This window comes from Fictibacillus sp. 18YEL24, from assembly GCF_015903855.1.
GTDB classification, from domain to species: domain Bacteria; phylum Bacillota; class Bacilli; order Bacillales; family Fictibacillaceae; genus Fictibacillus; species Fictibacillus phosphorivorans_C.
In genome coordinates this window covers 748,886-773,925 of record NZ_JACZDT010000002.1, presented here as the reverse complement: position 1 = coordinate 773,925, position 25,040 = coordinate 748,886, and the positions used below count along the sequence as shown (strand labels likewise).

At 39.6% G+C, this 25,040-nt stretch carries 24 protein-coding genes; 7 read left to right on the top strand and 17 right to left on the bottom strand.

Annotated features, from left to right (window positions below; all coding sequences use genetic code 11):
- Positions 1-96: 96 nt before the first annotated feature.
- Entirely contained in the window at positions 97-774 is a 678-nt protein-coding gene (locus tag HU823_RS09135) for a response regulator transcription factor (RefSeq protein WP_197221897.1), read from the top strand.
- 61 nt (positions 775-835) lie between these two features.
- Here the strand turns inward: HU823_RS09135 and uvrA are convergent, their stop codons facing one another.
- Positions 836-3,706: an excinuclease ABC subunit UvrA gene (gene uvrA / locus HU823_RS09130; protein ID WP_197221896.1), complete on the bottom strand. Its 2,871-nt coding sequence runs from the start codon at positions 3,704-3,706 to the stop codon at positions 836-838.
- Between the two features lie 6 nt (positions 3,707-3,712).
- Positions 3,713-5,704, bottom strand: a complete 1,992-nt coding sequence (uvrB, locus tag HU823_RS09125; protein WP_144698028.1) for an excinuclease ABC subunit UvrB — start codon at positions 5,702-5,704, stop codon at positions 3,713-3,715.
- Positions 5,705-5,943: 239 nt separating this feature from the next.
- Between uvrB and HU823_RS09120 the strand changes: the two genes are divergently transcribed.
- On the top strand, positions 5,944-6,816 hold the full coding sequence (locus HU823_RS09120) for a sulfite exporter TauE/SafE family protein (protein ID WP_197221895.1): 873 nt from the start codon (positions 5,944-5,946) through the stop codon (positions 6,814-6,816).
- A gap of 15 nt (positions 6,817-6,831) precedes the next feature.
- Here the strand turns inward: HU823_RS09120 and HU823_RS09115 are convergent, their stop codons facing one another.
- The gene (locus tag HU823_RS09115; protein ID WP_197221894.1) at positions 6,832-7,062 is read right to left on the bottom strand and encodes a DUF2198 family protein; all 231 of its coding nucleotides are present in this window, start codon (positions 7,060-7,062) and stop codon (positions 6,832-6,834) included.
- A 244-nt stretch (positions 7,063-7,306) separates the two neighbouring features.
- On the opposite strand from HU823_RS09115, the gene HU823_RS09110 reads away from it, so the two are divergent.
- Positions 7,307-7,492, top strand: a complete 186-nt coding sequence (locus HU823_RS09110; RefSeq protein ID WP_137791648.1) for a hypothetical protein — start codon at positions 7,307-7,309, stop codon at positions 7,490-7,492.
- Positions 7,493-7,514: 22 nt separating this feature from the next.
- A complete protein-coding gene (locus tag HU823_RS09105; protein WP_197221893.1) occupies positions 7,515-8,315 on the top strand; it encodes a serine/threonine protein kinase in 801 nt (266 codons plus the stop codon).
- A gap of 33 nt (positions 8,316-8,348) precedes the next feature.
- Here HU823_RS09105 and HU823_RS09100 read toward each other — a convergent pair whose 3' ends face one another.
- The 13 genes from HU823_RS09100 to moaA form a co-directional block, all read right to left on the bottom strand.
- On the bottom strand, positions 8,349-9,725 hold the full coding sequence (locus HU823_RS09100; protein WP_231607349.1) for a DUF2254 domain-containing protein: 1,377 nt from the start codon (positions 9,723-9,725) through the stop codon (positions 8,349-8,351).
- Positions 9,726-9,880: 155 nt separating this feature from the next.
- Positions 9,881-10,378, bottom strand: coding sequence for a GNAT family N-acetyltransferase (locus tag HU823_RS09095; protein WP_231607348.1), 498 nt, complete (start codon positions 10,376-10,378; stop codon positions 9,881-9,883).
- 26 nt (positions 10,379-10,404) lie between these two features.
- The gene (locus HU823_RS09090; RefSeq protein WP_137791646.1) at positions 10,405-10,728 is read right to left on the bottom strand and encodes an MGMT family protein; all 324 of its coding nucleotides are present in this window, start codon (positions 10,726-10,728) and stop codon (positions 10,405-10,407) included.
- Positions 10,729-11,002: 274 nt separating this feature from the next.
- Entirely contained in the window at positions 11,003-12,622 is a 1,620-nt protein-coding gene (locus HU823_RS09085; RefSeq protein WP_144698019.1) for an ABC-F family ATP-binding cassette domain-containing protein, read from the bottom strand.
- Positions 12,623-12,837: 215 nt separating this feature from the next.
- Positions 12,838-14,763, bottom strand: coding sequence for a TRAP transporter permease (locus tag HU823_RS09080; protein ID WP_197222013.1), 1,926 nt, complete (start codon positions 14,761-14,763; stop codon positions 12,838-12,840).
- 52 nt (positions 14,764-14,815) lie between these two features.
- Complete coding sequence (locus HU823_RS09075; protein WP_144698017.1) at positions 14,816-15,319, bottom strand: DUF1850 domain-containing protein; 504 nt, start codon at positions 15,317-15,319, stop codon at positions 14,816-14,818.
- A gap of 49 nt (positions 15,320-15,368) precedes the next feature.
- Complete coding sequence (locus tag HU823_RS09070; protein ID WP_197221892.1) at positions 15,369-16,358, bottom strand: TAXI family TRAP transporter solute-binding subunit; 990 nt, start codon at positions 16,356-16,358, stop codon at positions 15,369-15,371.
- A gap of 567 nt (positions 16,359-16,925) precedes the next feature.
- Positions 16,926-17,360 carry a Dps family protein gene (locus tag HU823_RS09065; protein ID WP_197221891.1) on the bottom strand — a complete coding sequence of 145 codons (435 nt, stop codon included), beginning with the start codon at positions 17,358-17,360 and terminating at the stop codon, positions 16,926-16,928.
- Between the two features lie 12 nt (positions 17,361-17,372).
- Positions 17,373-17,822, bottom strand: coding sequence for a TlpA family protein disulfide reductase (locus HU823_RS09060; RefSeq protein ID WP_066397740.1), 450 nt, complete (start codon positions 17,820-17,822; stop codon positions 17,373-17,375).
- A 251-nt stretch (positions 17,823-18,073) separates the two neighbouring features.
- Positions 18,074-18,616, bottom strand: a complete 543-nt coding sequence (locus HU823_RS09055) for a peroxiredoxin (RefSeq protein ID WP_144698011.1) — start codon at positions 18,614-18,616, stop codon at positions 18,074-18,076.
- A 184-nt stretch (positions 18,617-18,800) separates the two neighbouring features.
- On the bottom strand, positions 18,801-19,475 hold the full coding sequence (locus HU823_RS09050; RefSeq protein WP_197221890.1) for a TVP38/TMEM64 family protein: 675 nt from the start codon (positions 19,473-19,475) through the stop codon (positions 18,801-18,803).
- A gap of 64 nt (positions 19,476-19,539) precedes the next feature.
- The gene (locus HU823_RS09045; RefSeq protein ID WP_197221889.1) at positions 19,540-20,400 is read right to left on the bottom strand and encodes a VOC family protein; all 861 of its coding nucleotides are present in this window, start codon (positions 20,398-20,400) and stop codon (positions 19,540-19,542) included.
- A 139-nt stretch (positions 20,401-20,539) separates the two neighbouring features.
- Entirely contained in the window at positions 20,540-21,559 is a 1,020-nt protein-coding gene (gene moaA, locus HU823_RS09040; protein WP_144698005.1) for a GTP 3',8-cyclase MoaA, read from the bottom strand.
- 377 nt (positions 21,560-21,936) lie between these two features.
- Between moaA and HU823_RS09035 the strand changes: the two genes are divergently transcribed.
- Both HU823_RS09035 and HU823_RS09030 read left to right on the top strand, forming a co-directional pair.
- Positions 21,937-22,137 (top strand): cold-shock protein, encoded by a 201-nt coding sequence (locus HU823_RS09035; protein WP_066397748.1) that lies wholly within the window; start codon positions 21,937-21,939, stop codon positions 22,135-22,137.
- A 171-nt stretch (positions 22,138-22,308) separates the two neighbouring features.
- A complete protein-coding gene (locus HU823_RS09030) occupies positions 22,309-23,205 on the top strand; it encodes an STAS domain-containing protein (RefSeq protein ID WP_144698003.1) in 897 nt (298 codons plus the stop codon).
- Between the two features lie 23 nt (positions 23,206-23,228).
- On the opposite strand, the gene HU823_RS09025 is transcribed toward HU823_RS09030, so the two are convergent.
- The gene (locus HU823_RS09025; protein WP_144698001.1) at positions 23,229-23,852 is read right to left on the bottom strand and encodes a methanogen output domain 1-containing protein; all 624 of its coding nucleotides are present in this window, start codon (positions 23,850-23,852) and stop codon (positions 23,229-23,231) included.
- A 278-nt stretch (positions 23,853-24,130) separates the two neighbouring features.
- Between HU823_RS09025 and HU823_RS09020 the strand changes: the two genes are divergently transcribed.
- Positions 24,131-25,030 (top strand): LysR family transcriptional regulator, encoded by a 900-nt coding sequence (locus HU823_RS09020; protein WP_144697999.1) that lies wholly within the window; start codon positions 24,131-24,133, stop codon positions 25,028-25,030.
- Positions 25,031-25,040 lie beyond the last annotated feature (10 nt).

The following is a 25,040-nucleotide window of genomic DNA, read 5'->3' as shown; positions in this document are numbered from 1 at the left end:
GTTATAAAATGGGGACTATCGAGCATATCACATCTTTTTATTAAACGTTTCACTCTATTAATAGAAATATATATACCTAGTGAGGTGCCCATAACTATGATTCATATACTAGTAATCGATGATGATACAATCTTTAAAGATTCTCTTCAACATATGCTTCTAAAAGAAATGGATGAGATTTTTATCACATCCATTGAAAGCCATAAACATAATCCACTTTATAAACTAGCAAAAAATATTGATATTGTATTTATTGACTTAGAGATCAAACATTTCAATGTTGTTGAGATGATTCAGCATTTTATGAAGCAAGATGTTAGAGTTGTTCTCTTTGTTCCGAGCATCGATCAACAGGCTTCTTTGCTTTTAGAATGTCTAACATTTAACATTCACGGTGTCCTTCTAAAAAATATGGATCCGAGTCTCATGATGCACGCGATCTCCCTTATATTTTGCGGCCAAAGATATATGCCACAAGCAATTTCAATCTTGATATGGGAAGAGTACATTCTATTAAAAAAGCCCTTATTACCGCCCCGACCTCAAGAACTCCTAACCGAAAGAGAGTGGGAAGTTCTTGAATTGCTTTCAATCGGTATGAGTAACAGGGAAATTTCTCAATCTATCTTCCTCAGTGAGAACACCATAAAAAATCACGTCGCATCGCTGCTAAAAAAACTAACCGTCAAGGACAGGACTTCAGCAGTAATCAAAGCTTACCAAAATGGTTGGATCAATGGGATTGTTCCTTTCCTCCCAAGTCATCTCTTTTAATAGAAAAAGGAGGGTGAAATATATTCACCCTCCTTTCCTTACTAACCTATTGTTTAGTAGTCTATTTAATCGTTTCTTTTTCTTTAATCTTTCCAGTCATACGTTTCTTATCACGTTTTAAGATCGGAGCAAGATAACGTCCAGTGTGAGAAGCTTCAATTTCAGCCAGTTCTTCTGGCGTACCTGCACCAACGATCATACCGCCTTTGTCCCCACCTTCAGGTCCGAGATCGACTAAATGATCACACTGTTTGATGACATCAAGATTATGCTCAATAACAAGTACAGAATCTCCGTTATCTACAAGTCTTTGAAGAACGACAAGCAAACGAGAAATATCATCTACGTGAAGACCAGTTGTTGGTTCATCTAGAATGTAGATGGTTTTTCCTGTAGAACGCTTGTGAAGCTGTGACGCAAGCTTCACACGCTGTGCTTCTCCTCCAGAAAGAGTGGTAGCCGATTGACCAAGCTTAATATAACCAAGACCTACATCAAGAATAGTCTGGAGCTTCCGATTGATCTTAGGGATATTAGCAAAGAACTCCACAGAATCTTCCACCGTCATATCTAAGATGTCAGCGATGTTTTTCCCTTTATACTTCACTTCTAGCGTTTCTCTGTTATAACGTTTACCATGACAAACTTCACATGGTACGTATACATCCGGCAAGAAATGCATCTCAATCTTTATGATTCCATCCCCACGGCATGCTTCACAACGTCCACCTTTTACGTTGAAGGAGAAACGTCCTTTTTTATAACCGCGAACTTTCGCTTCATTCGTTGATGCAAACACATCACGAATATCATCAAATACTCCGGTGTATGTCGCTGGATTCGATCGTGGCGTTCTGCCTATTGGAGACTGGTCGATATCAATAACTTTATCAATATGTTCTAGACCCTTAATAGACTTATGAGCACCAGGCTTGTCCTTTGCACGGTGCAGCTTTTGTGCAAGAGCTTTATGCAGGATTTCATTAACAAGCGTACTCTTTCCAGATCCCGATACACCTGTCACTCCTGTAAACAACCCTAATGGGATCTTAGCAGAAACGTTCTTTAAGTTGTTTTCTGTTGCACCTTTTACTTCAATATATCTTCCATCTGGCTTACGTCTTTCTTTTGGAAGAGGAATAAACTTTTTACCAGACAAGTATTGCCCAGTCAGTGAGGCTGGGTCTTCCATAATCTCTTGTGGTGTACCTTGTGATGTGATCACACCACCATGTGCACCGGCACCAGGACCGATATCGATAACATAGTCTGCTGCTAGCATCGTATCTTCGTCATGCTCAACGACGATCAACGTATTTCCAAGAGAACGCATTTCTTCGAGTGTTCTAATCAGTCGGTCATTATCTCTCTGATGAAGGCCGATTGACGGCTCATCAAGAATATAAAGAACGCCCATCAAACGTGACCCAACTTGTGTCGCGAGGCGAATACGCTGTGCTTCACCACCAGATAGCGTCCCAGCAGCTCGGCTTAGCGTTAAATAGTCTAGTCCAACATTGATCAAGAAACCTGAACGATCCACGATCTCGCGGAGAATCAGTTTCGCGATTGCACGTTCTTTATTCGTCAGGTCGAGGTTATCGAAGAAGTTCTTTGCTTCTGTTATGGAAAGAGCAGTCGTTTCACCGATATGTTTTCCGTTGATTAAAACAGAAAGAGCTTCTTTTTTCAGACGATGTCCTTTACATGTCGGACATGGCTTTTGTGCCATATATCCTTCCATCTGCTCACGAATATAATCTGAACTCGTTTCACGGTATCTGCGCTGAATGTTACCTAATACACCTTCAAATTGAATCTCATTTTTACGTACTTGACCGAAATCATTTTTGTACGTGAATGTAAGGTACTCCTTACTTCCGTTCAAAATTTTATCCATCTGGTCTTTTGGCAGAGATTCAACGGGTACATCCATATCGATACCAAAGTGATTACAGATACTTTCAAGAAGCTGCGGATAATATTGCGAACTGATCGGTTCCCAAGGTGCGATGGCGTTGTCACGTAAAGAACGACTCCAGTCTGGAATAACAAGCTCTGGATCTACTTCGAGTTTTACTCCTAAACCATCACACGAAGAGCACGCCCCGAATGGACTGTTAAATGAAAACAAACGTGGCTCTAATTCACCAATTGAAAATCCACAATGAGGACAAGCATGGTTTTGCGAGAATAAAAGCTCCTCTTCTTCCATAACATCGACGACAACACTTCCTCCACCTAGGTTGAGTGCCGCCTCAAGAGAATCAGCTAAACGAGTAGCGACTCCTTCTTTTACGACGATACGGTCGATCACGATTTCAATCGTATGTTTTTTATTCTTCTCAAGCTTAATTTCCTCAGAGATTTCACGCATCTCTCCGTCGATTCGAACACGAACATACCCTTGTTTTTTAATATCTTCAAGCGCTTTAACATGTTCTCCTTTTCGACCGGAAACAACAGGTGCTAAAATTTGAAGTTTTGTACGCTCAGGATATTCCAAAATTCGGTCTACCATCTGTTCAATCGTTTGGGAAGTGATTTCCACGTTATGAACAGGACATACCGGTCGACCGATACGTGCGAATAGAAGACGAAGATAGTCATAGATTTCTGTAACCGTACCTACTGTTGAGCGAGGGTTACGGCTTGTTGTTTTTTGATCGATTGAAATAGCAGGTGACAGACCCTCGATTGAATCCACATCTGGCTTGTCCATCTGTCCGAGAAACTGGCGGGCATAAGCAGAAAGAGATTCCACGTAACGGCGCTGTCCTTCAGCATAAATCGTATCAAAAGCAAGTGAAGATTTACCCGAACCAGATAAGCCGGTTAAAACAACCAGCTTATCACGCGGGATCGTAATATCTATATTCTTTAAATTATGGGCTCTAGCACCCTTTACAATTATGTTTTGATTGGTAGCCAACTGCTATCATCCTTCCGCTTTTAACTCAAGAATGAGGTCACGAAGCTCTGCTGCACGCTCGAACTGAAGGTTCTTTGCAGCATCCTTCATCTCTTTTTCCATACGCTCGATAAACGCTTCGCGATCTTTCTTGCTCATCTTTTGCTTAGGAGCTTTTGAACTTGTATACGTTTCTGTATCTTCGGCAGCTTGAGTCGCACGAATCACATCACGCACTTCTTTTTTAATCGTCGTCGGCGTGATCCCATGCTTTTCGTTGTGTTCCATCTGTTTCTGACGTCTGCGCTGCGTCTCATCAATCGCGATCTGCATGGACTTTGTAATCTTATCTCCATACATAATAACGTGACCGTTTGAGTTACGAGCAGCACGACCAATTGTTTGGATCAACGAACGCTCTGAACGTAAGAAGCCCTCTTTATCTGCATCTAAAATCGCAACGAGAGAAACTTCAGGAATATCTAATCCTTCCCGCAGCAAGTTAATGCCGACGAGTACATCGAACACACCAAGACGTAGATCGCGTATGATTTGAATCCGTTCTAGCGTCTTAATCTCTGAATGCAGGTATCGAACTTTTATACCAAGCTCTACAAAATAATCGGTAAGATCTTCAGACATTTTTTTCGTTAACGTTGTAACAAGAACTCGTTCGTTTTTCTCGATTCTTTCGTTGATCTCCCCTAGTAAATCATCAATCTGACCTTTGATCGGACGGACTTCTAGTGTAGGATCCAAGAGCCCCGTTGGACGAATAATCTGCTCAACCGGATCAGGGGCATGCTCGAGCTCATACGGACCAGGTGTTGCTGATACGTAAATGTGCTGAAACTTAGTATAACGCTCAAATTCATCGAACGTTAACGGACGGTTATCTTTTGCGGAAGGTAATCGGAATCCATGATCGACAAGGACTCCTTTTCTCGCTTGGTCTCCATTAAACATTCCACGAATCTGCGGGAGAGTAACATGGGACTCATCAATAACAATCAGTGAATCATCCGGAAAATAGTCTAGAAGTGTGTAAGGCGTTGAACCTAAAGGTCTTAGAGTCAGATGAACAGAGTAGTTCTCGATCCCTGAACAGAACCCCATTTCCGCCATCATCTCCAGGTCGTATCTTGTACGCTGTTCGAGACGCTGAGCTTCTAACAGTTTTCCAGCTTCATTCAATTCTTTTAGGCGATCTTCAAGTTCAGCTTCAATGCGCTTAATCGCTACTTTCATCTTCTCTTCACGTGTTACGAAGTGGGAAGCCGGGAAAATGGCAACGTGTTTACGTTCACCAAGAATTTCACCTGTTAGTGCATCCACTTCCGTAATGCGGTCGATCTCATCACCAAAAAACTCCACACGAAGACAATGTTCGTCTCGTGAGGCTGGGAAGATTTCCACGACATCTCCTCTAACTCGGAACGTACCACGAGTAAAGTTAATATCATTTCGGTTGTATTGAACATCTACAAGATCACGTAAAAGCTGGTCACGGTCTTTCTCCATTCCTTCTCTTAAGGAGATCACCATGTCTTTATACTCTTCAGGTGAACCTAGACCATAAATACACGATACACTGGCCACAATAATAACGTCTTTTCGTTCAAAAAGTGATGAAGTAGCCGAGTGGCGAAGTTTATCGATCTCATCATTAATACTTGCATCTTTTTCGATATACGTATCAGAATGTGCGATGTATGCTTCTGGCTGATAATAATCGTAATACGAAACAAAATATTCAACTGCGTTGTTCGGGAAAAATTCTTTTAACTCACTGTAAAGCTGTCCGGCTAATGTTTTGTTATGTGCAATAACAAGAGTCGGTTTGTTTACTTCCTGAATAACATTGGAGACCGTAAACGTCTTCCCTGTTCCGGTCGCACCAAGCAGGGTCATACTCTTTTTCCCTGCGTTTATATTGTTCACAAGATGTTTGATCGCTGCGGGCTGATCCCCTTGTGGCTGATAGTTTGATTTGATTTCGAACAATTGACTTTGACTCACAAAACCGAACCTCCGTTCCTAAATTCTGGTTACTCAAATTATAGCACAGCCCTTATCCAAAACCTAATAATTACGAACAAATATTCGCAGAAGTTTCTGGAAAGAAAGTAAAGTGGTATACTCATAGGTAGGCGCAAGATGGGAAATAAATTGTTTGGGGTCTGACCCCATTTCCCACTAGCATTACCATGATCTTCAGAAAAATTGTAGAAGGTGTGTCCCCTTAAAGGAGTTTTAAAATGGAGTTTTTTTATATACTGCTAGGTTTGTGCATCGGTATCTTTTCAGGCATTTTCGGAATTGGTGGCGGCTTTATTCTAACACCCGTCCTTATTCTTTTCGGCATTCCGCCTCTGTCTGCGATTGGAACGAGTCTCATGTACTCTATCGGGACAAGTGTTTCAGGAGTTGCTGCGCACCTGAGATTTAAGAACATTCTATGGAAACCGGCTGCTGTTCTAGGGATTGTAGGGATTGGAGCAACACAAATCGCTCATCCACTTGTTGTTTGGCTAGAGAAGATGGGTTATGACGAAACGATCATTCCTATATTTTATATTGTTCTTCTTGCCTACTTTGCTCTTTCCCTGCTTTATAAGCAAACAAAACGCAAGAATACAGTGCAAAGTACTACTGAGATTCACTTCTCTTGGCCTAAAGCAATCTTTATTGGATTTACCGGAGGATTCATTTCTACGACATTAGGCGTTGGCGGAGGATTCGTAATGGTTCCAATGCTCATTTCTTTAATGAAGTTTCCTTCTAGAAAAGCTGTTGGTACGAGCTTAGTCAGTGTGTTTTTCATCGTTAGTGCTGGTTTCTTAACGTACGCATCAAGTGTTCAGATTGATTATAAACTGGGTCTTCTACTTATATTAGGCGCTCTTGTGGGCACTCAGCTAGGAGCCAAACTTACAACCATCTATTCCAGTGAACAGATTCAAAAATATTTAAGTGCCCTGTACATCACGATCTTAAGTTCTGTCATTCTAAAACTTGTTCACCTAGATAAAGCTGGCCTTGGAATTATTACACTGTATGTGTTAACCATGCTCGTACTTTTCTTAAAAGAAACTATTATTCATACAAAAAGAAAGACGTCTACCTCATGAAGGTGACGTCTTTTTTTATTTTACTTTTCTTTTTTGTTTGTTATAAATTTTAAGGCCAAGAAAAAAGCCAACAATCGTGGAAACTGCAGCCACGATTTGGAGAGGCAACGGCTGATTCAAACCATCGAAACCAAAAATCATAATAACGATCGTAATTCCTAAAGGTAAGTATTTAGTAAACAATACTCTATTAAAAAGCAGCTGCAAACATAAAGGCAATAAAGCTGCAACACTATACTCCAACATGAAACGAAGAACCCCTCTCCTTGAACACCTCACAAAAAACATCATTTTTGTAAACGTTCTATTATACCTCTCTAAATTTAACAAAACTCTCTAGACAAAAACAAGGAAATTGTTACGGGAAATAAATTGTTTGGGGTCAGACCCCTTCTCCTTGAAACTTTCTGTTTAAAAGTACGTACAGTAGGATAATGCTTGAAAAGGACGAATAAGATTTAACAAGTATCTTCAAAGGAGATGATTTTTCATGTTAAAGAAACTATTAAAATCACTATTGGGACACAGCAGCCATAAAAGGTACAGCAGCTCTGGCTACAAATATAAGAAAAGCTACAAGAAATACAGCAGCAGTGATTTTGGCAAGAAGCATTATGGTGGATATGGACACAAGCATTATAAAAAGAAAAAGAGAAGCAGCTTCTTTAGCTCCTAATCTGCGTTAAGATAAAACCAACATGATAACTGAACTTTGGAAAGGTCTGCAAAGAACGTTATGGGACAGACCTTTTAAAGCTGGGCATCTCATTCATGAGCGATATCTTATTCAAGAAGTTCTTGGAATGGGTAGCTATGGCATTACGTATTTAGCACTCGATCGGCAAACAGAAGCGATCATCGTCTTAAAACAGCTGAGGAACACAAAAGCCAAAACCACAGCTGGGCTTCTCTCTTTCCATAGAGAGTCTCAGATCTTAGAAGCGCTGCATCAACACCCCGTTCCGAAGCTATTGAATACCTTTCAAGATGAACAAGGTCACTTTATTGCTATGGAGTGGATTAAGGGTCAAACATTCGAAGATCTAATTTTTCGTGACAATCAATCGTATAACGAAAAAGAAACGATCGCGATTCTGCTAGAGCTTCTAAACATTACCGAGCACTTTCACGAGAAAGGAATCATACATCGAGATCTTCGTATTCCAAACATCATACAACGTGATAACAAATTGATCGTGATTGATTTTGGACTTGCTTGTTATTTATCAGACAAACACCAAGAGATTGAAGATTCGAATGATCATCCTGAGAAACTTCGGATGCGGGCAGTTAAAGTGGAAAGCGACTTGTTTGCTCTCGGTCATTTTGCACTCTTTCTGCTATATTCTTCTTACGTGCCTCAGTCAAAAAAAGAGTTGAGCTGGGAAGAGGAATTAGAAATATCACTTCCTTTTAAATCAATTCTTCGGAAAATGCTCCAACTTGACGAGCCATTTCATTCGGCTACTGACGTTCAAAAAGCATTGCGCTCCATATAAAAAAGCTCGGTACTTATACCGGGCTTTTTTCGTTTATGGTTGTTTACTTTTAAACAAGAACTCTTCATATTCTTTTTCATGTTTGGTCGTTACAGAAAGATTTTGCAGCGCTCTATGAAATTGTTGATAATCCAGAGCGAACAAGAAATGATTCTCTAACCCGCTAGCAGTTAGTACCCCAAATTCCCAGACTGCGTTATAATCCCGCTTATTTAAGGATTTTGCCATCAAATCCAGAACTTTCAAGATCTCCGTACACACGATCACGTTATCTTTTGCATAGTGACGAATATACCCAAATGCGTTATATAAATAATGGCTAAAATCTCGTTCTTGTAATACGACGCGCAAATTATTCTGTTTATCTACCAGATACTTTGAGAATATGGATCCTCGTGAAATCGTAGTAAGAACTTCACCTAATTGATAAATAGAGTTAATCGCTGTTTTTGGATCATTATTTCCTAGAGATCTGATTGCAACTTCTACAAGTTTATTGATACTAAATTCAATATCTTGTACTTCCGTTTGCCTTCTTCCAATACTAATGAGTGACAAATATTTTTCTTCGTCAATTTCATTCTCACCTTTTTTCCAATAAGTAATAAAAGGTGTTGTAGCATACACATAACTTCCGATCGCATACTCCAAGCGTATGACGATATCATCTCGTTCTGCTTCTTTCATGATTGAGATGAAATCCACCAATTGGATAAATCCCGATTTGCGAGCTTTAATCGCATTACCGCTTTCTTCACATATTTCACTGTTCACGGTCGTTAAATCATTTACTTTATAAGGATCCACTTCATCCTCTAGTGCACTTTTCACGATAGATAATGCTTCATTCTTCATATCATACGTCATCTGGTTCACTTGAAGCCAAGCGACAGCATGATTGATAAAAAAGATAAACGTTCCCATCGCAAAGGCTGCAATGATTGCTGCTACCAAAGGAACAGCAAAATAGTATTCAGCCATTCTTTTGTTCAAAAATAAAAAACTCAACAACATATAAATGAAACTAGAGGTAAATATCCCTAGAACACGCTGTGTTGATTTACTAGCTATAAAGTTTTTCAACATACGAGGAGAAAACTGTCCAGAAAACGTCGTAAACACAACAAGAATCAAGTTAAAGGTAAAGGTGGTCAGTGTTAGAGTGGCCGCGGTAAGCGTCCCTACTAGATTTCGTGTAAGATCATAATCAACTGCAAAAAAAGGACGCATCTGATTGCCTAAGTCGTACTTTAGATCAGTTGTTAATGTGGCCGTAACTAGTAGTGCAGAAAACAAAACGTAAAGTACGGGAGTAAACCACATATTCGATTGAACGGTATGTGATAGTTCCCTCTCGGACATTTTTGTATATTTCTTTAAATAATTATCTAATAGGTTCAATCTAAACATGTGTACATCCCCTCAGAAGTAAAAAAACGGTTATTTGGGACCACTTAAAATGTTAGTAGTTCCTCTCCTATTTTGCCCTATTAAAAAAAAGTCAAACTTTCTATCGTTTTATCACAATAAAAAAAGCGATTCCATTGAAGAATCGCACATCATTTCTAAACTATTTTATTGGAGAACGATTGGATGACTCGTCCATCTTCCTTCCGCTCTGTATATTGTTTCTTGCTGTATTCACCTATCACTTTTCTCCAAAACCTCTGTGCAGGTTTGTTCGCTTCTATTTGAGAAACTTGCCAATCTCCCTTATGTTTTTCAAATATCTGATGCGCGGCCAGTTTCCCCAAACCATCAAGCCTAAATCTTTTCAAGATAAAAAATTCAGAGATCGACCAGTAAGGATTGTTGGCTTCCTGTACTTCGCTTACTAATACAAACCCTGCTAGCTTGTCTTCTTTTTGAATCAGATAAGGAAAACGCCGACTTTCTTCCCAATAGCTATCGAGATAAGCATACTGACCAAAAACTCCATTATCGTTCACTTGAAGATCAATATACTCTGAGAAATCATAAAAATAAAACTGCATAAGATTATGGATCGTTTCTTTATCCCTTAACTCTGCTACCTTTATTACCGGAATCTCTTTCATCAGCATCTGTCAATTCTCCCTGCAATTGGTGATTAAATAGTATCCTCGCAATCTGGCGAATATCTGTAAGTTTCGATGTCCACTCTATTTTTCCCTTTAAATTGCACGCCTTCACGTTCTAATCGTGATTTTTGTGTAAAAAATAATTCCTCATCTTGAATGCCGATTTCTCCTTTTCCATTGATTACACGATGCCAAGGCAGATCATGTTTCTTACTCATAGAGTGAAGGATACGGACGACCTGTCTAGCACTTCGCGGATTACCAGCTACGCGGGCAATCTGTCCATAAGACATGACGTAGCCACTCGGTATGTTTTTGATAACTTTAATAACTTTCTCAGTAAACGGTTCCATCATTTTTGCCCCACTTTCACGTATAGATATTACTTGATCTGGTCTACCTATCAAATCAGCATCGGTGACAAGTTGATTGTAGTGTAAGGTGTGAGAATCCTGGGGGATCCGCGTGACAGGTGAGACAACTAATGGCGCAAGGCGCGGAGGTGGCTCACCGCACGCCCCCGGAAAGCGACGCACCTGAAACGGAGATCAGCTTCATTCAAGAGCAACAGAGCAACATAAAAAAGAGTGCTAAATCTAAACTCAGACTTAACACTCTTTTGTTATTTTATTGATACATCAATTGACGCTGCTTCTTCAACTCATCATTCGCCAAGTACTCATCATAAGACATTTGCTTATCAAGAATTCCTTTAGGCGTGATCTCGATGATACGGTTCGCGATCGTTTCAACGAACTGATGGTCATGTGATGTGAACATCAATGAACCTTTATAGCTGATCAATCCGTTGTTCAAGGCTGTGATGGACTCTAGATCCAAGTGGTTCGTAGGGTCATCCATAATCAACACGTTTGATCCGCTAAGCATCATCTTAGAAAGCATACAACGAACTTTCTCTCCTCCGGATAATACAGACGGTTTCTTCATTACTTCTTCACCTGAGAAAAGCATACGACCTAGGAACCCGCGAAGGAAGCTTTCAGTTTGATCTTCAGGAGAATATTGACGAAGCCAGTCAACGAGAGTCTGCTCGCTTCCATCGAAGTACTTCGAGTTATCGCGTGGGAAGTACGCTTGAGACGTTGTTACACCCCATTTGTATGTTCCGCTGTCCGCTTCCATCTCACCCATCAGAATCTTGAATAAAGTTGTGATGGCGATCTCTTCTTTACCAACAAAAGCAATCTTGTCGTCTTTGTTCATGATAAAGCTCACGTTATCTAGTACTTTTACGCCATCAATCGTTTTCGTTAGACCGTCAACACGAAGAAGGTCATTCCCGATCTCACGATTGATGCCAAAGTTCACATACGGATATTTACGAGAAGAAGGTCGGATATCATCTAAAGAGATTTTATCCAATAACTTCTTACGTGAAGTCGCTTGTTTTGATTTAGATGCGTTCGCACTAAATCGCGCAACGAACGCTTGAAGTTCTTTGATCTTTTCTTCTTTTTTCTTGTTTTGATCTTGTGCCATACGAAGCGCTAATTGAGAAGACTCGTACCAGAAATCATAGTTACCCACATAGATCTGAATCTTTCCAAAATCAAGGTCAGCCATGTGCGTACACACTTTGTTTAAGAAGTGACGGTCATGGGATACAACGATTACTGTGTTCTCAAAATTGATCAAGAAATCTTCTAGCCATTGGATTGCTTGAAGATCTAAGTTGTTTGTCGGCTCATCCAGAAGAAGAACATCCGGCTTACCGAAAAGAGCTTGAGCAAGCAATACTTTTACTTTTTCAGAACCAGTTAGTTCAGCTAGTTTCTTCGTGTGTAGATCTTCTTTAATGCCAAGACCTTTAAGTAGGATCGCTGCCTCAGATTCCGCTTCCCAACCGTTTAGTTCAGCAAACTCACCTTCAAGCTCAGCTGCACGGATTCCGTCTTCGTCTGAGAAATCAGCTTTCATGTAGATCGCATCTTTCTCTTGCATCACTTCATAAAGACGAGCGTGACCCATGATAACGGTCTGCATAACCTCTTGATCTTCATATTCAAAGTGGTTCTGCTTCAATACTGCTAGACGTTCGCCTGGAGTCATGTGAACGTCACCTGTTTGTGCTTCGATCTCACCAGAAAGAATTTTTAAGAATGTAGATTTACCCGCACCGTTCGCACCAATTAAGCCGTAGCAGTTCCCTGGTGTAAACTTTATATTAACGTCTTCAAACAGCTTGCGGTCGCCGTAGCGAAGACCAACGTTAGTTACCGTAATCATTTGGATATCTCTCCTTTTTATATATAACTGACCATCATATCTCTATCAGCCTACATACATATATTCAAATCCGTATCCTACAAAAATGCATACTTATTGATTGTATCATAAATACGAGATGTATAACCTTACAATCTTTTACCCACATTGAAAATTTTAAACTTTACACACATAAAAAAGCTCAGAAGCACAATTGCTTCTGAGCAAATCATCTTTTAAACCGCTGGTGATGATGGTGCTTGTGTGTTGTCTTTCTTCAAAAGCCAATATTGGCTTCCAAGCATAAGAGCGAACGCTGCAAGACCAATCGCACTGAACATTCCTTCTGGATAGATCAGCAAGAAGCCGATCGCAACGGCTAAGATTCTTTCTAACCAAGAAAGAGGTCGCATCCAATAGCCGATCATTCCTGCACCAATGGCAATCATTCCGACAAATGCTGTCGAAATCACCCAAATGGCTTCAGTCCAAGTTGTATCAATCAACATGAGCTGTGGAGAGATAACGAAAATGTACGGAATAATGAATGCGGCAATGGCCAGTTTTGATGACAGTATCCCGGTGCGTATCGGTTCACCGCCTGAAACCCCTGCTGCTGCAAATGCAGCTAGTGCTACAGGAGGTGTAATATCCGCGATGATTCCAAAGTAAAAGACAAACATGTGAGCAGACAGATCAGGAACACCAAACAACAAAATAGCTGGTGCAGCGATCGTTGATGTGATTACATAGTTCGCAGTCGTAGGCGATCCCATTCCAAGTACAAGCGAGGCGATCATCGTTAAGATCAAGGTTGGAATTAAATACCCACCTGACAACTCTAGCAAACCGTTCGCCATCTTAAGACCAACACCGGTTACCGTAACAACCCCGACGATCATACCAGCCGCAGCTGTAGCCGCTGCAACACCAAGCGCCGTTCTTGCTCCGTCAGCTAATGCTTCAAAAAAGAGCTTCGGTCCCATACGCGTATTCTTATTGAACATGCCTACCGCAATCGCACTCACAATTGACCACAGCGCAGCTTTTGTCACACTCATACCAGTCATAAGCAACAAAATAACCACAACGATCGGAATCAACAAATACACCTGTTTAATAACTCTTTTCGTTTCAGGCATCTCTTCGCGAGATAACCCTCTTAGACCGATACGTTTTGCTTCAAAATGCGTCATGATCCATATTCCCGCAAAGTATAGTACCGCAGGAATGGCAGCAGCTTTAGCGATATCCCAATAGGTGATACCACCCCCGATAAATTCAACCATCAGAAACGCAGCGGCTCCCATGACAGGAGGCATGATCTGACCACCTGTTGAAGAAGCTGCCTCTACCGCTCCTGCAAAGTTCTTATCATAACCCAATCGTTTCATCATCGGAATCGTAAAAGCCCCGGAAGTTACAACGTTAGCAACCGAGCTTCCACTGATCGTCCCTTGAAGAGCACTCGAGAAAATAGCTACTTTCGCAGGACCGCCGACTCTTCTTCCTGCGATAACGATGGATAGATCGTTGAAATACTCTCCTACTCCCGTTTTGACGAGAAAGGCTCCAAACAAAAGAAACAAAAAGATATATGTGGATGAAACCGCAAGAGGTGTTCCTAAAATTCCTTCTGTTGTAAAGAACATCGTCCTTACGATCCGTTCGATCGTCAACCCTTTGTGCTCTAAGAAGCCCGGCATATAAGGTCCCATATACGCGTAGAGCAGGAATAGACCAGCAATAATCGTGATAGGCAGCCCAACGACCCTTCTTGTTGCTTCTAAAACGAGTATGATGGCGAGCACACCTATTAGGAAATCTTGAGTCGTTAATCTTCCTACCCTCATAACAAGGTCATCCATAAACAAGTACCAATAGGATCCAACGGCTATCGATAGAACGGCCAAGATCATGTCATACCAAGCGATTTGAAAAAGTGGCTTACCTTCTATTTTCTTTTTAGAAGCTGGAAATAGCAAAAAGATTAATGTAAGTGCAAAGCCTAGATGAATCGTTCTTTGCAATTGTGCTGGTAATACTCCAAAAATAGCTGTATAGAGCTGAAATAATGAAAAAGTAATCAAACCGATGAGTGTGATCCAATAAAGTACACCTTTTAATTTACGAAAGCCTGCTTCTGGATCGTACTTTTCCATTAGTTCTTGTACAGCTTGATCTGATATTTGTTCGCGTTTTTTATGCTTGTTCTTATCCAAGTTTTTTCCCTCCTATCAACCTTTGCCATACGTTCAGTTTCTCTACTTTTATTGAAACCCAAGACCCTTTTTCACTGATTTCAGAGAAGGGATACCTATTACCTTTTAGAAGAAGTGTATGATTGGCTATAATTTGTCCGATTCGAATATCTAATGAAGGAAACGTTCTCTTCATGTTGGATAAAATATAGTTCTCACCTTTTTGTGCAAAAACTTCCCCTTCAGCTGCACCAGATGGCATACCCACTCCAAATTCCTGAAACCTCATTTCGGTCTGAAGGATCTCTTCATGATGAACTTGATAGATTTCACGAACCGGTGTTTTATGGATCGAGTGTATGTATTCAATACTGAATTCACTGCTTTGCTTTGCATCAAAGAAAGCTAACGGTTTCCCTGTCATTCCTTCTTCAATCACTACGGATTTGAAAAGTGGCACCATTGAAAACATTGTTAAGATCACTAAACCAACGATGCTTACAAAAATTTTCTTCATAAGAATACATGGACTAAAAAATAATCTTTTAGTCCATGCTCGACACCTCTTATTTTAAGATTCCTTTTTCTTCAAAATACTTTTTAGCTCCAGGATGGAAATCAATCCCCATTCCTTCTACTGCATTCTCTGCAGAGATTAGCTCTCCTTTTGCGTGACTGATCTTATCCGTGTTTTCAAAGATTGCTTTTGTGATCGCGTACACTGCATCGTCTTCCATATCTTTACGAACAGTTAGCATCGAAAGAACGGCTACCGTTTTTACATCTGCTTCAATCTTGTAAGTACCACTCTTAACAGTATCTTCAATGTAATATGGATGAGCTTCGATCAGCTCTTTAATCTTTTCATCTGAAATCGGTACGATCGTTACAGGATTCGTAGCTGATAAAGCATCAACAGCACCTGTAGGCGTTCCTGCTGTGATAAAAGCTGCTTGTATGTTCTTATCTTGAATTCCTTCAGTAGACTCATCGAAAGATAGATGCTGCGCATCAATGTCATCCATTGTCATGCCATGAATCTTTAGAATTTGTTCAGCATTCGCGAACGTTCCACTACCTGGTGCTCCTACTGAAACCTTTTTGCCTTTCAGATCTTCAACTCTCTTAATTCCGCTTTCTTTTAACGTTACGATTTGGATCGTTTCAGGATATAATGTCCCGATCCCTGTTACTTGATCAACTTTTTCTTTGAACATTTCTTTGCCTTCAACTGCATAGCTAGCGATATCTGTTTGTGTGAACGCTACATCAGCATCACCATCTTGAAGCAGCTGCATGTTCTCAACAGATGCACCTGAAGCTTGAGAGTTTGCTTCAATATCTAACTCGTCTTTCACAATCTTCGCCATCTCTCCACCAAGTGGATAATATGTACCGCCTGTCCCACCTGTTACAATACTGATCTGATCAAGATTTAAAGAAGCATTCTTGTCACCCGTTTCTTTCTTTTCAGATGGAGTCTCAATCTTCTGACCACATGCTGCTAGTGAAAAGGCAAGAATCAGTATAAAAAATAACGCAATCCCCTTTTTCATGTTTGTCCTCCTTTTGGAATAATTTGGTCCATTCTTAAATTTTAGCATAAGCTTCGTTAAAATTGCAGAATAATTATAATTTTTAGAAATATTATTCAGACATAAAAAAAGAGCGACCGAAGTCACTCTTTCTCATTCTATTACGCTCTTTTCTAAAAGATTGTTACTTTTAACTCCTTGTCACCTTTGACAATTGATTGTAGTGGAAGGTGCGTGCCTACCACCTGAAATACATCTCGCAAGGCATGCGACGAGGAAGCTTACTCCGCTACCATAAACTTGTAGACGCAGGAGCAAGGAGCATAAAGGCGGGCAGTTTGAAAAGTGGAAGTGGCTCGTTCAGCCCCGACAAGCAAAAGTTGAATGGGCTAGGAAGGCGCACTTTGCTCATCACAGACCGTTTAACTTTTGACCTCGAGGGGCTAGCCACTGCAACTAGACAGCTGAGACACTTAAGAGTGAAACGAACGAATGTGGCTCAGCGCCTGCCCCGTGGAAAGCGAGCAGCCTATAACGGAAATCAACACTTCCAAAAGCAACAAAGTTTACGAAAACAGTCTTCTATTATTAGCTTACGAATGCACGTAGCATCCAGTTATGTTTTGCAAGGCTTTCACGAACGGATAATAACATATCATGTGTTACTTCATCACCTTCACGTTCAGTGACTTCCATTCCTTCTTTAATTTCTGCGATCAAAAGTTCGAAATCGTGAATAACGTTTTGAACCATAACTTCTGCTGATTCGTTAGATCTTGCTTCTTCTACTGTCGCCAACTCTAAATATTCTTTCATCGTTGCAACCGGTGTCCCTTTTAGAACAAGCAGTCGTTCAGCCAGTTCGTCAATGTTCGTTGCGGCTTCGTTGTACAGCTCTTCAAACTTTTCATGAAGTGTGAAAAAGTGAGGTCCTTTTACATACCAGTGATAGTTGTGTAGTTTCACAAACAATACATTCCAGTTCGCTACTTGTCGATTTAATACTTCTTGAATGGTATTCATATAATCATCTCCTTATTTTGTTTCTTCGTTTAATACACGGTTCAAGCGCTTGCGAAGCATGTCCATTCCGCTTCCTCCAGCTTGGAAGTGACGCAGCTTTCCTTCTTTATCAAACACATAGTACGCAGGTACATATTTATTCTCAAAAGCATCCGTTAGTTTATGCTCGCTGTCTACATAGATCGGCTGGGTAATATCATGCCCGATCGCCATCTGTTCGATAACGCTCATGTCTAAATCATTCTCAGAGCGAGGCATATGAACAGCCACTACGTTTAGATCATCTTCATATTCATCACGAAGCTCGTTAACATCCGGCATCGCTTCTTTACACAGTCCGCAACTTACGGACCAGAAGTGGATCAAGGTTGCTTTTTCTCCAACCAACTCTTCTTTTGTTACTTCTTCATTCAACCAAGTTGTAGCACCATCAAGTTCAGGCATTTGTTCACGTAATTTCATCTATTATTTCCCTCCAGAGTTTAAACAATTTTTGATTTCACAATAGTAGTTTTGAAAGTGTTGATTTCCGTTACAGGAGCTCGCTTTCCGGGAGGCGTGCGGTGAGCCTCTTAGCGCTCTGCGCTGTTAAGAGTCTCACCTGTCCCGTTGATCCCCCAGGAGTCTCGCTCCTTATACTCCAATCAACTATTCAATGAGGTAATTTCTTTTAAGATTTTCAAAGCAACTACCTTCTTAAAGAATCCTTTTAATTAAAGTGTCTTTTGCCCTGGCTTCCAGTTTGCTGGGCAAAGTCCGCCTGTTTGTAAAGCTTGAAGTACACGCAGTGTCTCATCAGCATCACGGCCGATGTTGTTGTGAAAGACTACTTGGTACATCATCTCACCCTCAGGATTGATGATGAACATGCCACGAAGTGCAACGCCTTCTTCTTCGATCAGTACTCCATAATCACGTGATACACGGTGATTCGTGTCTGCTGCTAGAGGATAGTTTAATTCACCAAGTCCGTTATCATCACGACTCGTGTTGATCCATGCTAAATGTGTATGAACGGTGTCTGTGGAAACCCCGATTACCTCAGCATCTAAATCTTCAAATTCACTATATCTATCTGATAACGCAGTGATTTCAGTCGGACATACGAAAGTAAAATCCATTGGATAGAAGAATAGAACAGTCCATTTTCCATCTTCCATGTTTTTTTCTAAACTTACTTTTTTCGTTTCTTTATTAGGCATGATCGCTTCCATCTCAAAGCGAGGTGCTTGTTTGCCTACCATACGTTCTGCCATTTAACATTCACTCCTTATGTTTTAAATGATAATGAATATCATTATCATGTTGTTTACAATCTTTATTATACTCACTTCTATTTTGAAGTCAATACTAATTTATAATAATTATTAATAAGGAACAAGTATTGTGCTCATACGTAATCAAAAACAAAAAAGCCTTACTCCGATATTAGGAGTAAGACTATGCATTATCTTCTTTATGCTGGTGAATTTGGCTAGTAATGATCTGTTTGTTTTTCATTAGAATCGGTATACAAGCTACAAAGAGCGCTAAGCCGATCGCAATTGCAATGATTGTTCCATTCCCTTTAATAAAACTGTCACCTAACAAGTTGTATGCGAGTGTTCCTGGTAAAACGCCAAGCATCGTAGCTAAAATGTATGAACGGAGTTTAAGCTTAGAGATCCCAGCCACATAGCTTACAACATCAAAATTCAATACCGGAATGATTCTCAATAAGAAGATATAAAGGAACCCTTTTTCCTTCAGCTGATTCTGCCATTTCTCAATTCTTGAAGGTGAATCTGCTTTTTGCTTGATCCACTTCGCTCCAAGATGCTTGGCGATGTAGAACGATAAAATTGCACCTACCGTCGCTGAGAATACGGTATAAACCGTTCCCCATACTACTCCAAATGCTAAACCACCTGCAAGTGAAAGAACAGAGATTGGAAATAAAGTAAAGGGCCGAATTACATTTACGATGATATAAACGATTGGAGCGACCATCCCAAAGGATAATACCCAATCACGCATAGATATGGGGGTTATTTTAAAGACAAAATGGTTGAGAGCAAATAGAAACAAAACAATCAATAAGATTACACTAATCTTCATCAAAGTGCTTCTTTTCATATAACCCCCCTCTTTGCCGTTTTTTCTTACTTTTAATATTCCTGATTTTGAGAGTTTGTAAACGTTAGCGCTGTTCGGCTTTAATCACCACTCCGTTACCTGAAGGGTCTTTTAACAAAATGTTTTCCGATTCTATATGATATGGAACTTGCTCGCGTTCTAGAGCACTTAAAACTTTTTCGACTTCCAACATTGACGGAACGATGATTTCATAATGAAGAAGTCCTGTTACATCTTCTCGGTTTGACTCGCCATCCATTCCGTTCCAAATATTTACGGCGATATGGTGATGATATCCTCCCGCTGAGATGAATAGAGCATGGTTTCCCATCCTTGTCTGTTCTTCAAATCCTAATACGTTCATATAGAAATTCTCAGCTTCAGCGATATTTAATACATTCAGATGCACATGGCCCATAACCGTGTTTTCTGGCAGACGACTCCAAGTTTTTGAATCTCTTTCTGCTAAAAGACTTTGTACGTCTAATGGTTCGCTGACAGCTGGCAATTTTCCTCTTTCATCTCGTCGCCAATCTTCGCGATCAATATCTCTGTAAATTTCGATTCCATTGTTCTCAGGGTCTTGTAAATAGATCGCTTCGCTAAATTTATGGTTTGACGCTCCTAACAGTTGTGTGTTTGTTTCAATAAAGTGATACAGCACATTCGCAAGATCTTTTCTGCTTGGTACAAGCAAAGCCAAATGATATAGACCTGCGCTTTTCACTGGTCGCTGCTGGAGCTCAGGATTACCTTCTAAAATAAGGATTGGCGTTTTCCCATCAGCTGTTAATTTCACGCTAGTTTCTCGTTTTGATAAAATTTGCAGACCGATTGTTTCTGTATAAAATTTAACAAGCTTCTCGAGATTCTTAACTTGTAAAGCCACACTTCCGATATGAGTTTCTTTATGAATAGGCGTCATCTTTCTTCCTTCTTTCCTATTTAATAGCAAACAAGATGAATTTTATAAATTATTTAATTACTTTATGTAAGTTATTATAAAATAGTTATTAACAAACTTCAACTAGCAAAAAAATGAAAAGAAAAAAAGGCTGATTCACTCAGCCTCCAATATAGGACATTTCTATTTTTTTTCTTTCACTTATTCCTTGTTCTTTTCTTTCATCTGAATATCGATCAGAACGATTTCCCCATATTTCAACAATGCGATTGAAAATCTCCTTGTCAGTAGCACCAGCTCGTACAAATTCTTTAAGGTCAGTCCCTTTCCCTGTAAATAGACATGTGTAGACTTTTCCATCTGCAGACAACCTCGCTCTTGTACAAGTCGAACAAAACGTATCACTGATTGAAGAAATTATGCCAATCTCGCCTTGACCGTCAGAGTATTGATAGCGTTTGGCAACTTCTCCATAATATTTTCGATCAACCGGTTTCAACGGCATCTCTGAATCAATCATCTTTAAGATCTCATTCTTTGATACCACTTCATCCCAATTCCAACCGTTAGAGGTGCCAACGTCCATATATTCAATGAAACGCAAAACATATGGAGTGTTTTTAAAATGACGGGCCATAGGAAGAATTTCTTTTTCATTGATCCCTTTTTTGACCATCATGTTTATTTTGACAGCAAGACCCGCTTCATGTGCAGCTTCTATCCCTTTCAATACAGGAGAAACCCCTACACCTCGTCCGTTAATGTAGCCGAATAAATCGTTATCAAGCGTATCCAAACTCACGGTTACTCTGTCCATACCTGCTTGCTTTAAAGAAACCGCCATCTTTGGAAGGAGTACGCCATTTGTGGTTAAGGCAATATCTTTGATTCCTTCTATTGCACGTAGACGCTTCAGCAGGTCAGGAAGATTTTTACGAAGTAAAGGTTCACCACCAGTAATTCGAATTTTTTCCACCCCTGCTTTTGCAAACTGTGAGGCAATACGTACGATCTCATCGAAAGATAATAACTCGCTTGGTGTTAAGAACGGGTAATCTGGTCCGAAAATTTCTTTAGGCATACAATAGGTACACCGAAAATTACATTGATCGGTTACCGAAATCCGCAAGTCCTGCAGCGGACGATGCAAACGATCAGTGATTCCATTACTTTCATTCATATCATCACATCATTTGTTTTAGTATTTTTATCAATGTACCACGAATAAAAGGAAGTTAAAACCAGAACCACTTACAAAAATGTTCTTCATCTATATGAATGAGATTAGTTCATAATCACTATTTAAAACAGTTAAATAGATCATTATTACCAAATTTATTTCTATTGAACTTCGCTAATCCTTGATCCCACGGCATTTTATGATCATACCGAATATTTAATCATTTCCTTTTTCTTGTTGCACTTGTTTATTGGTTAGTAAAATGTTACGATAAATAAGAATTATTTTTGTTCGATTGTACAGGTAACCTATTATCTTGATATTTTTGAGCAGAGATAGTATTATTGTGCGGATTGGCACGACAGGAGGCAACAAAAATGGAACAAGGTAAGGTTAAATGGTTTAACGCAGAAAAAGGTTTCGGATTCATCGAGCGCGAAGGTGGAGACGATGTATTCGTACACTTCTCAGCTATCCAAGCTGACGGTTTCAAATCTTTAGACGAAGGTCAAGACGTAACGTTCGAAGTTGAACAAGGACAACGTGGACCTCAAGCTACTAACGTACGTAAAGCATAATAACCCAATAGATAAACAGGACTCTTGCAAAAGAGGCCTGTTTTTTTTATGACCTCAACTTCACTTCACCTTAAACATTTCATAGTTTTAAAAATTTTTCAGTAAATTCAAACATGCGTTAATTATTTTTGTTAAAATAAATTTAACGTCTTAAATAATTAGGAGTTAAAAATGGATCTTCACTTGAAGCAGAAACAAGATCAGATTGAAATCGGAACACGAATTGCTGAAAATGCTCCTCAAATTGCAGAGAAGATCATAACTAACATACAAAATAGTAATGCATATGTTTCACTTCAGCAAAATGCTCCTATGAATGAGTACGAGGAACTTCAACAATCTATTATGTTCATTCGTTTAATCGGTGATGCTGTGTCTGGAAAAGTTTCGGATTCAAAGAAAACGATTTTCGAATGGGGAGAGAATATCGGCATGCTCGCTGTTCACTCTGGCCAGCCGCTTGATACAACACTTGAGAGTACTTCTTTCTATCGGGAAGTGATATGGGATTTTATAAAAGAAGAAGGTTCACTGCAATCGATGTCTTTGGATTCCGTATTGCATATTTCAATGACGATCAATCCAATGATTGATTACGCGGTACAAGCATTCAGTAAGTCATATGTGAAGAATTACAGAGAGATGAGTGAACAGTTCCATCTATCTCTTCAAGAACTGTCTGTTCCTGTTGTGCCTCTTTTTCCTGGTGTTGCCGTCCTGCCCGTCGTTGGTGATATTGATACGAACCGTGCAAAGCTTTTACTCGAAGCTACACTGCAACAGTGCTTAGATCATGAAATCACTTCCTTAGTAATTGATTTATCTGGTGTAAGTTATATTGATACGATGGTTGCTCACCGCCTTTTTCAACTTGTCTCAACACTGAAACTTTTAGGAGTCAAAACCACTCTAACAGGTTTAAGCCCTGAGATCGCCCAAACATCTGTGAGCTTGAATCTAGATTTTGATGAAATCACGTTAAAAGGAAATCTTCTTCAAGCATTGGCTGACTTTGGATATGGAAAATTGGATAGAACAAATACAACCAACAAAAAGAACAGACTCTGATTCAGGGTCTGTTTTAATCGTTTTTAGGAGTTGCCACGTTTTAATTCCTCTAACTCTTGAAGAAGTGACTCTACCATCTCATCACATTTTTTCAGCTCATTATTAAGCATACTGATGGTCTCTTCTTCCCAAGAAAAAGGATCACCGTTTTCCGGTGTGACTGGAAGATCTTGATAGATATCTCCTTGTTCTCGCTCATCAGGCTGAAAGTATATGGCTACTTCACAAGTTGGACTTCCTAGAGCGATTCTTTGACGCAGCGAAACTTTTCCATAACCAAATTTTCGTGCTGCTATTCCTCCAAGTATACTGGATGTCATTTTGCATAAGTGCGGTGCATCCTTAACAAATTCCCCGAAAGGACACTCTTTTGCACGAACTATTACATGGTCAGGCTTTACACTGACAATCTCAAAATGCCCGCCGATTGAATTTTTTAAATCAATGATGACATGAACGTATCGATCGACTGTCCAGTCCGGTGGATTCTCATAAAATCCCTCTATCCATTCTCCGGTACGAAGACCGAGCTGCTCGATATATTGTTCCGCAGCAGAACCAATTGTTTTCTTATGAATATGGGCATATTGAGTAATGAGTTTTGCTAAAAAAGTGTGTCCATTCAATTCACCTTTTGAAAGGTTCATAATGCATCTACCCTTTCTATTGAATTACATGCTGTTTCATTTATTTTGGCAAGATATGGACAACACTCTTTGGATACCCGAATGAGATTGTTTAAAACATTATTTTACTCATCGGAATAAATATTTTACTCTTTAAGTTATCTAGCACTCTTTTTATTCTACAAAACTTATGCTGAGAGGGACTGTTCCTGTCAGAAACGGTTTTCATTCAATCAAGTTTAAGTTAAAATTAAATAAAATTAACTTAGTTAAACATAGCTTAAATAAAGGAGATAACGATGAACTTAGAGCAAATGAAATATATTGTAGAAGTGGCCAAAGAAAGTTCGATTACGAAGGCGGCAGACAAACTTCACCTATCTCCTTCAGCGATATCACAATCGATCACTCAACTCGAAAGAGAGTTTGGTGTTACTATTTTCACTCGATCTAGACAAGGTACTATTCCTACTACTGATGGGAAATTTATCGTATCCAAAGCATACGAAATTCTTAAAAAAATGCAAGAGCTTCATGAAGAGTTAGCCGATAAACAACATGCCAAAACACATGTATTAAAGGTGGGATGTGCACCTGCCCTGATGTATATCGTGTACGATGCCTTTTTGTTATTTCATGAGCAGTTTCCTGAAACGAACGTGATGATTCGAGAAATCGATCAAGATCATATATTAGAGGAAATGAAGAACGGACATATTGATATTGGTCTAAGTCCTTTTACAGATTATGAAGTATCCAACCTTCAGCATGAAAAAGGAGTGGACTATGAATTGTTGTATACAGGACACGTGTGCGTTTGTGCAGGCAAGAAATCTTCGTTGTACTACAAAGATTTTCTTACGCCAGATGAGTTGAGCGATGAAAAACTGGTGATTTATAATTCTAAAGGAGGTATAACATTCAACGATAAGTACGTAAAGAACGAACAAATCTTATTCTCATCCAATAATATTGAAGTCATGCGTTCTGCAATCTTGGATGGACATGCTTTTTCTTTTGTTTTTAACTTCACCTTCAAAAACAATACGGATGTTAAGAACGGCAACTTATCTATCATCCCGTTCAAGCAGCCTGATTTAATCTATCAAGACTTTTGGACATTGTATCCTTTAACAAAAGGTTTGTCTGAAGAAGCAAAAGAATTTAAGGAAAAAGTAAAGTATCTTTTAGATAAGTAGTTTTGATCTT

What these genes read in the sequence shown, in the direction of transcription:
- HU823_RS09135 (WP_197221897.1), top strand. Translation starts at nt 97, where the DNA reads ATGATTCATATACTAGTAATCGATGATGATACAATCTTTAAAGATTCT.
- HU823_RS09120 (WP_197221895.1), top strand. Translation starts at nt 5,944, where the DNA reads ATGGAGTTTTTTTATATACTGCTAGGTTTGTGCATCGGTATCTTTTCA.
- HU823_RS09115 (WP_197221894.1), bottom strand. Translation starts at nt 7,062, where the DNA reads ATGTTGGAGTATAGTGTTGCAGCTTTATTGCCTTTATGTTTGCAGCTG.
- HU823_RS09110 (WP_137791648.1), top strand. Translation starts at nt 7,307, where the DNA reads ATGTTAAAGAAACTATTAAAATCACTATTGGGACACAGCAGCCATAAA.
- HU823_RS09105 (WP_197221893.1), top strand. Translation starts at nt 7,515, where the DNA reads ATGATAACTGAACTTTGGAAAGGTCTGCAAAGAACGTTATGGGACAGA.
- HU823_RS09100 (WP_231607349.1), bottom strand. Translation starts at nt 9,725, where the DNA reads ATGTTTAGATTGAACCTATTAGATAATTATTTAAAGAAATATACAAAA.
- HU823_RS09095 (WP_231607348.1), bottom strand. Translation starts at nt 10,378, where the DNA reads ATGCTGATGAAAGAGATTCCGGTAATAAAGGTAGCAGAGTTAAGGGAT.
- HU823_RS09090 (WP_137791646.1), bottom strand. Translation starts at nt 10,728, where the DNA reads ATGGAACCGTTTACTGAGAAAGTTATTAAAGTTATCAAAAACATACCG.
- HU823_RS09085 (WP_144698019.1), bottom strand. Translation starts at nt 12,622, where the DNA reads ATGATTACGGTAACTAACGTTGGTCTTCGCTACGGCGACCGCAAGCTG.
- HU823_RS09080 (WP_197222013.1), bottom strand. Translation starts at nt 14,763, where the DNA reads ATGGAAAAGTACGATCCAGAAGCAGGCTTTCGTAAATTAAAAGGTGTA.
- HU823_RS09075 (WP_144698017.1), bottom strand. Translation starts at nt 15,319, where the DNA reads ATGAAGAAAATTTTTGTAAGCATCGTTGGTTTAGTGATCTTAACAATG.
- HU823_RS09070 (WP_197221892.1), bottom strand. Translation starts at nt 16,358, where the DNA reads ATGAAAAAGGGGATTGCGTTATTTTTTATACTGATTCTTGCCTTTTCA.
- HU823_RS09065 (WP_197221891.1), bottom strand. Translation starts at nt 17,360, where the DNA reads ATGAATACCATTCAAGAAGTATTAAATCGACAAGTAGCGAACTGGAAT.
- HU823_RS09060 (WP_066397740.1), bottom strand. Translation starts at nt 17,822, where the DNA reads ATGAAATTACGTGAACAAATGCCTGAACTTGATGGTGCTACAACTTGG.
- HU823_RS09055 (WP_144698011.1), bottom strand. Translation starts at nt 18,616, where the DNA reads ATGGCAGAACGTATGGTAGGCAAACAAGCACCTCGCTTTGAGATGGAA.
- HU823_RS09050 (WP_197221890.1), bottom strand. Translation starts at nt 19,475, where the DNA reads ATGAAAAGAAGCACTTTGATGAAGATTAGTGTAATCTTATTGATTGTT.
- HU823_RS09045 (WP_197221889.1), bottom strand. Translation starts at nt 20,400, where the DNA reads ATGACGCCTATTCATAAAGAAACTCATATCGGAAGTGTGGCTTTACAA.
- moaA (WP_144698005.1), bottom strand. Translation starts at nt 21,559, where the DNA reads ATGAATGAAAGTAATGGAATCACTGATCGTTTGCATCGTCCGCTGCAG.
- HU823_RS09035 (WP_066397748.1), top strand. Translation starts at nt 21,937, where the DNA reads ATGGAACAAGGTAAGGTTAAATGGTTTAACGCAGAAAAAGGTTTCGGA.
- HU823_RS09030 (WP_144698003.1), top strand. Translation starts at nt 22,309, where the DNA reads ATGGATCTTCACTTGAAGCAGAAACAAGATCAGATTGAAATCGGAACA.
- HU823_RS09025 (WP_144698001.1), bottom strand. Translation starts at nt 23,852, where the DNA reads ATGAACCTTTCAAAAGGTGAATTGAATGGACACACTTTTTTAGCAAAA.
- HU823_RS09020 (WP_144697999.1), top strand. Translation starts at nt 24,131, where the DNA reads ATGAACTTAGAGCAAATGAAATATATTGTAGAAGTGGCCAAAGAAAGT.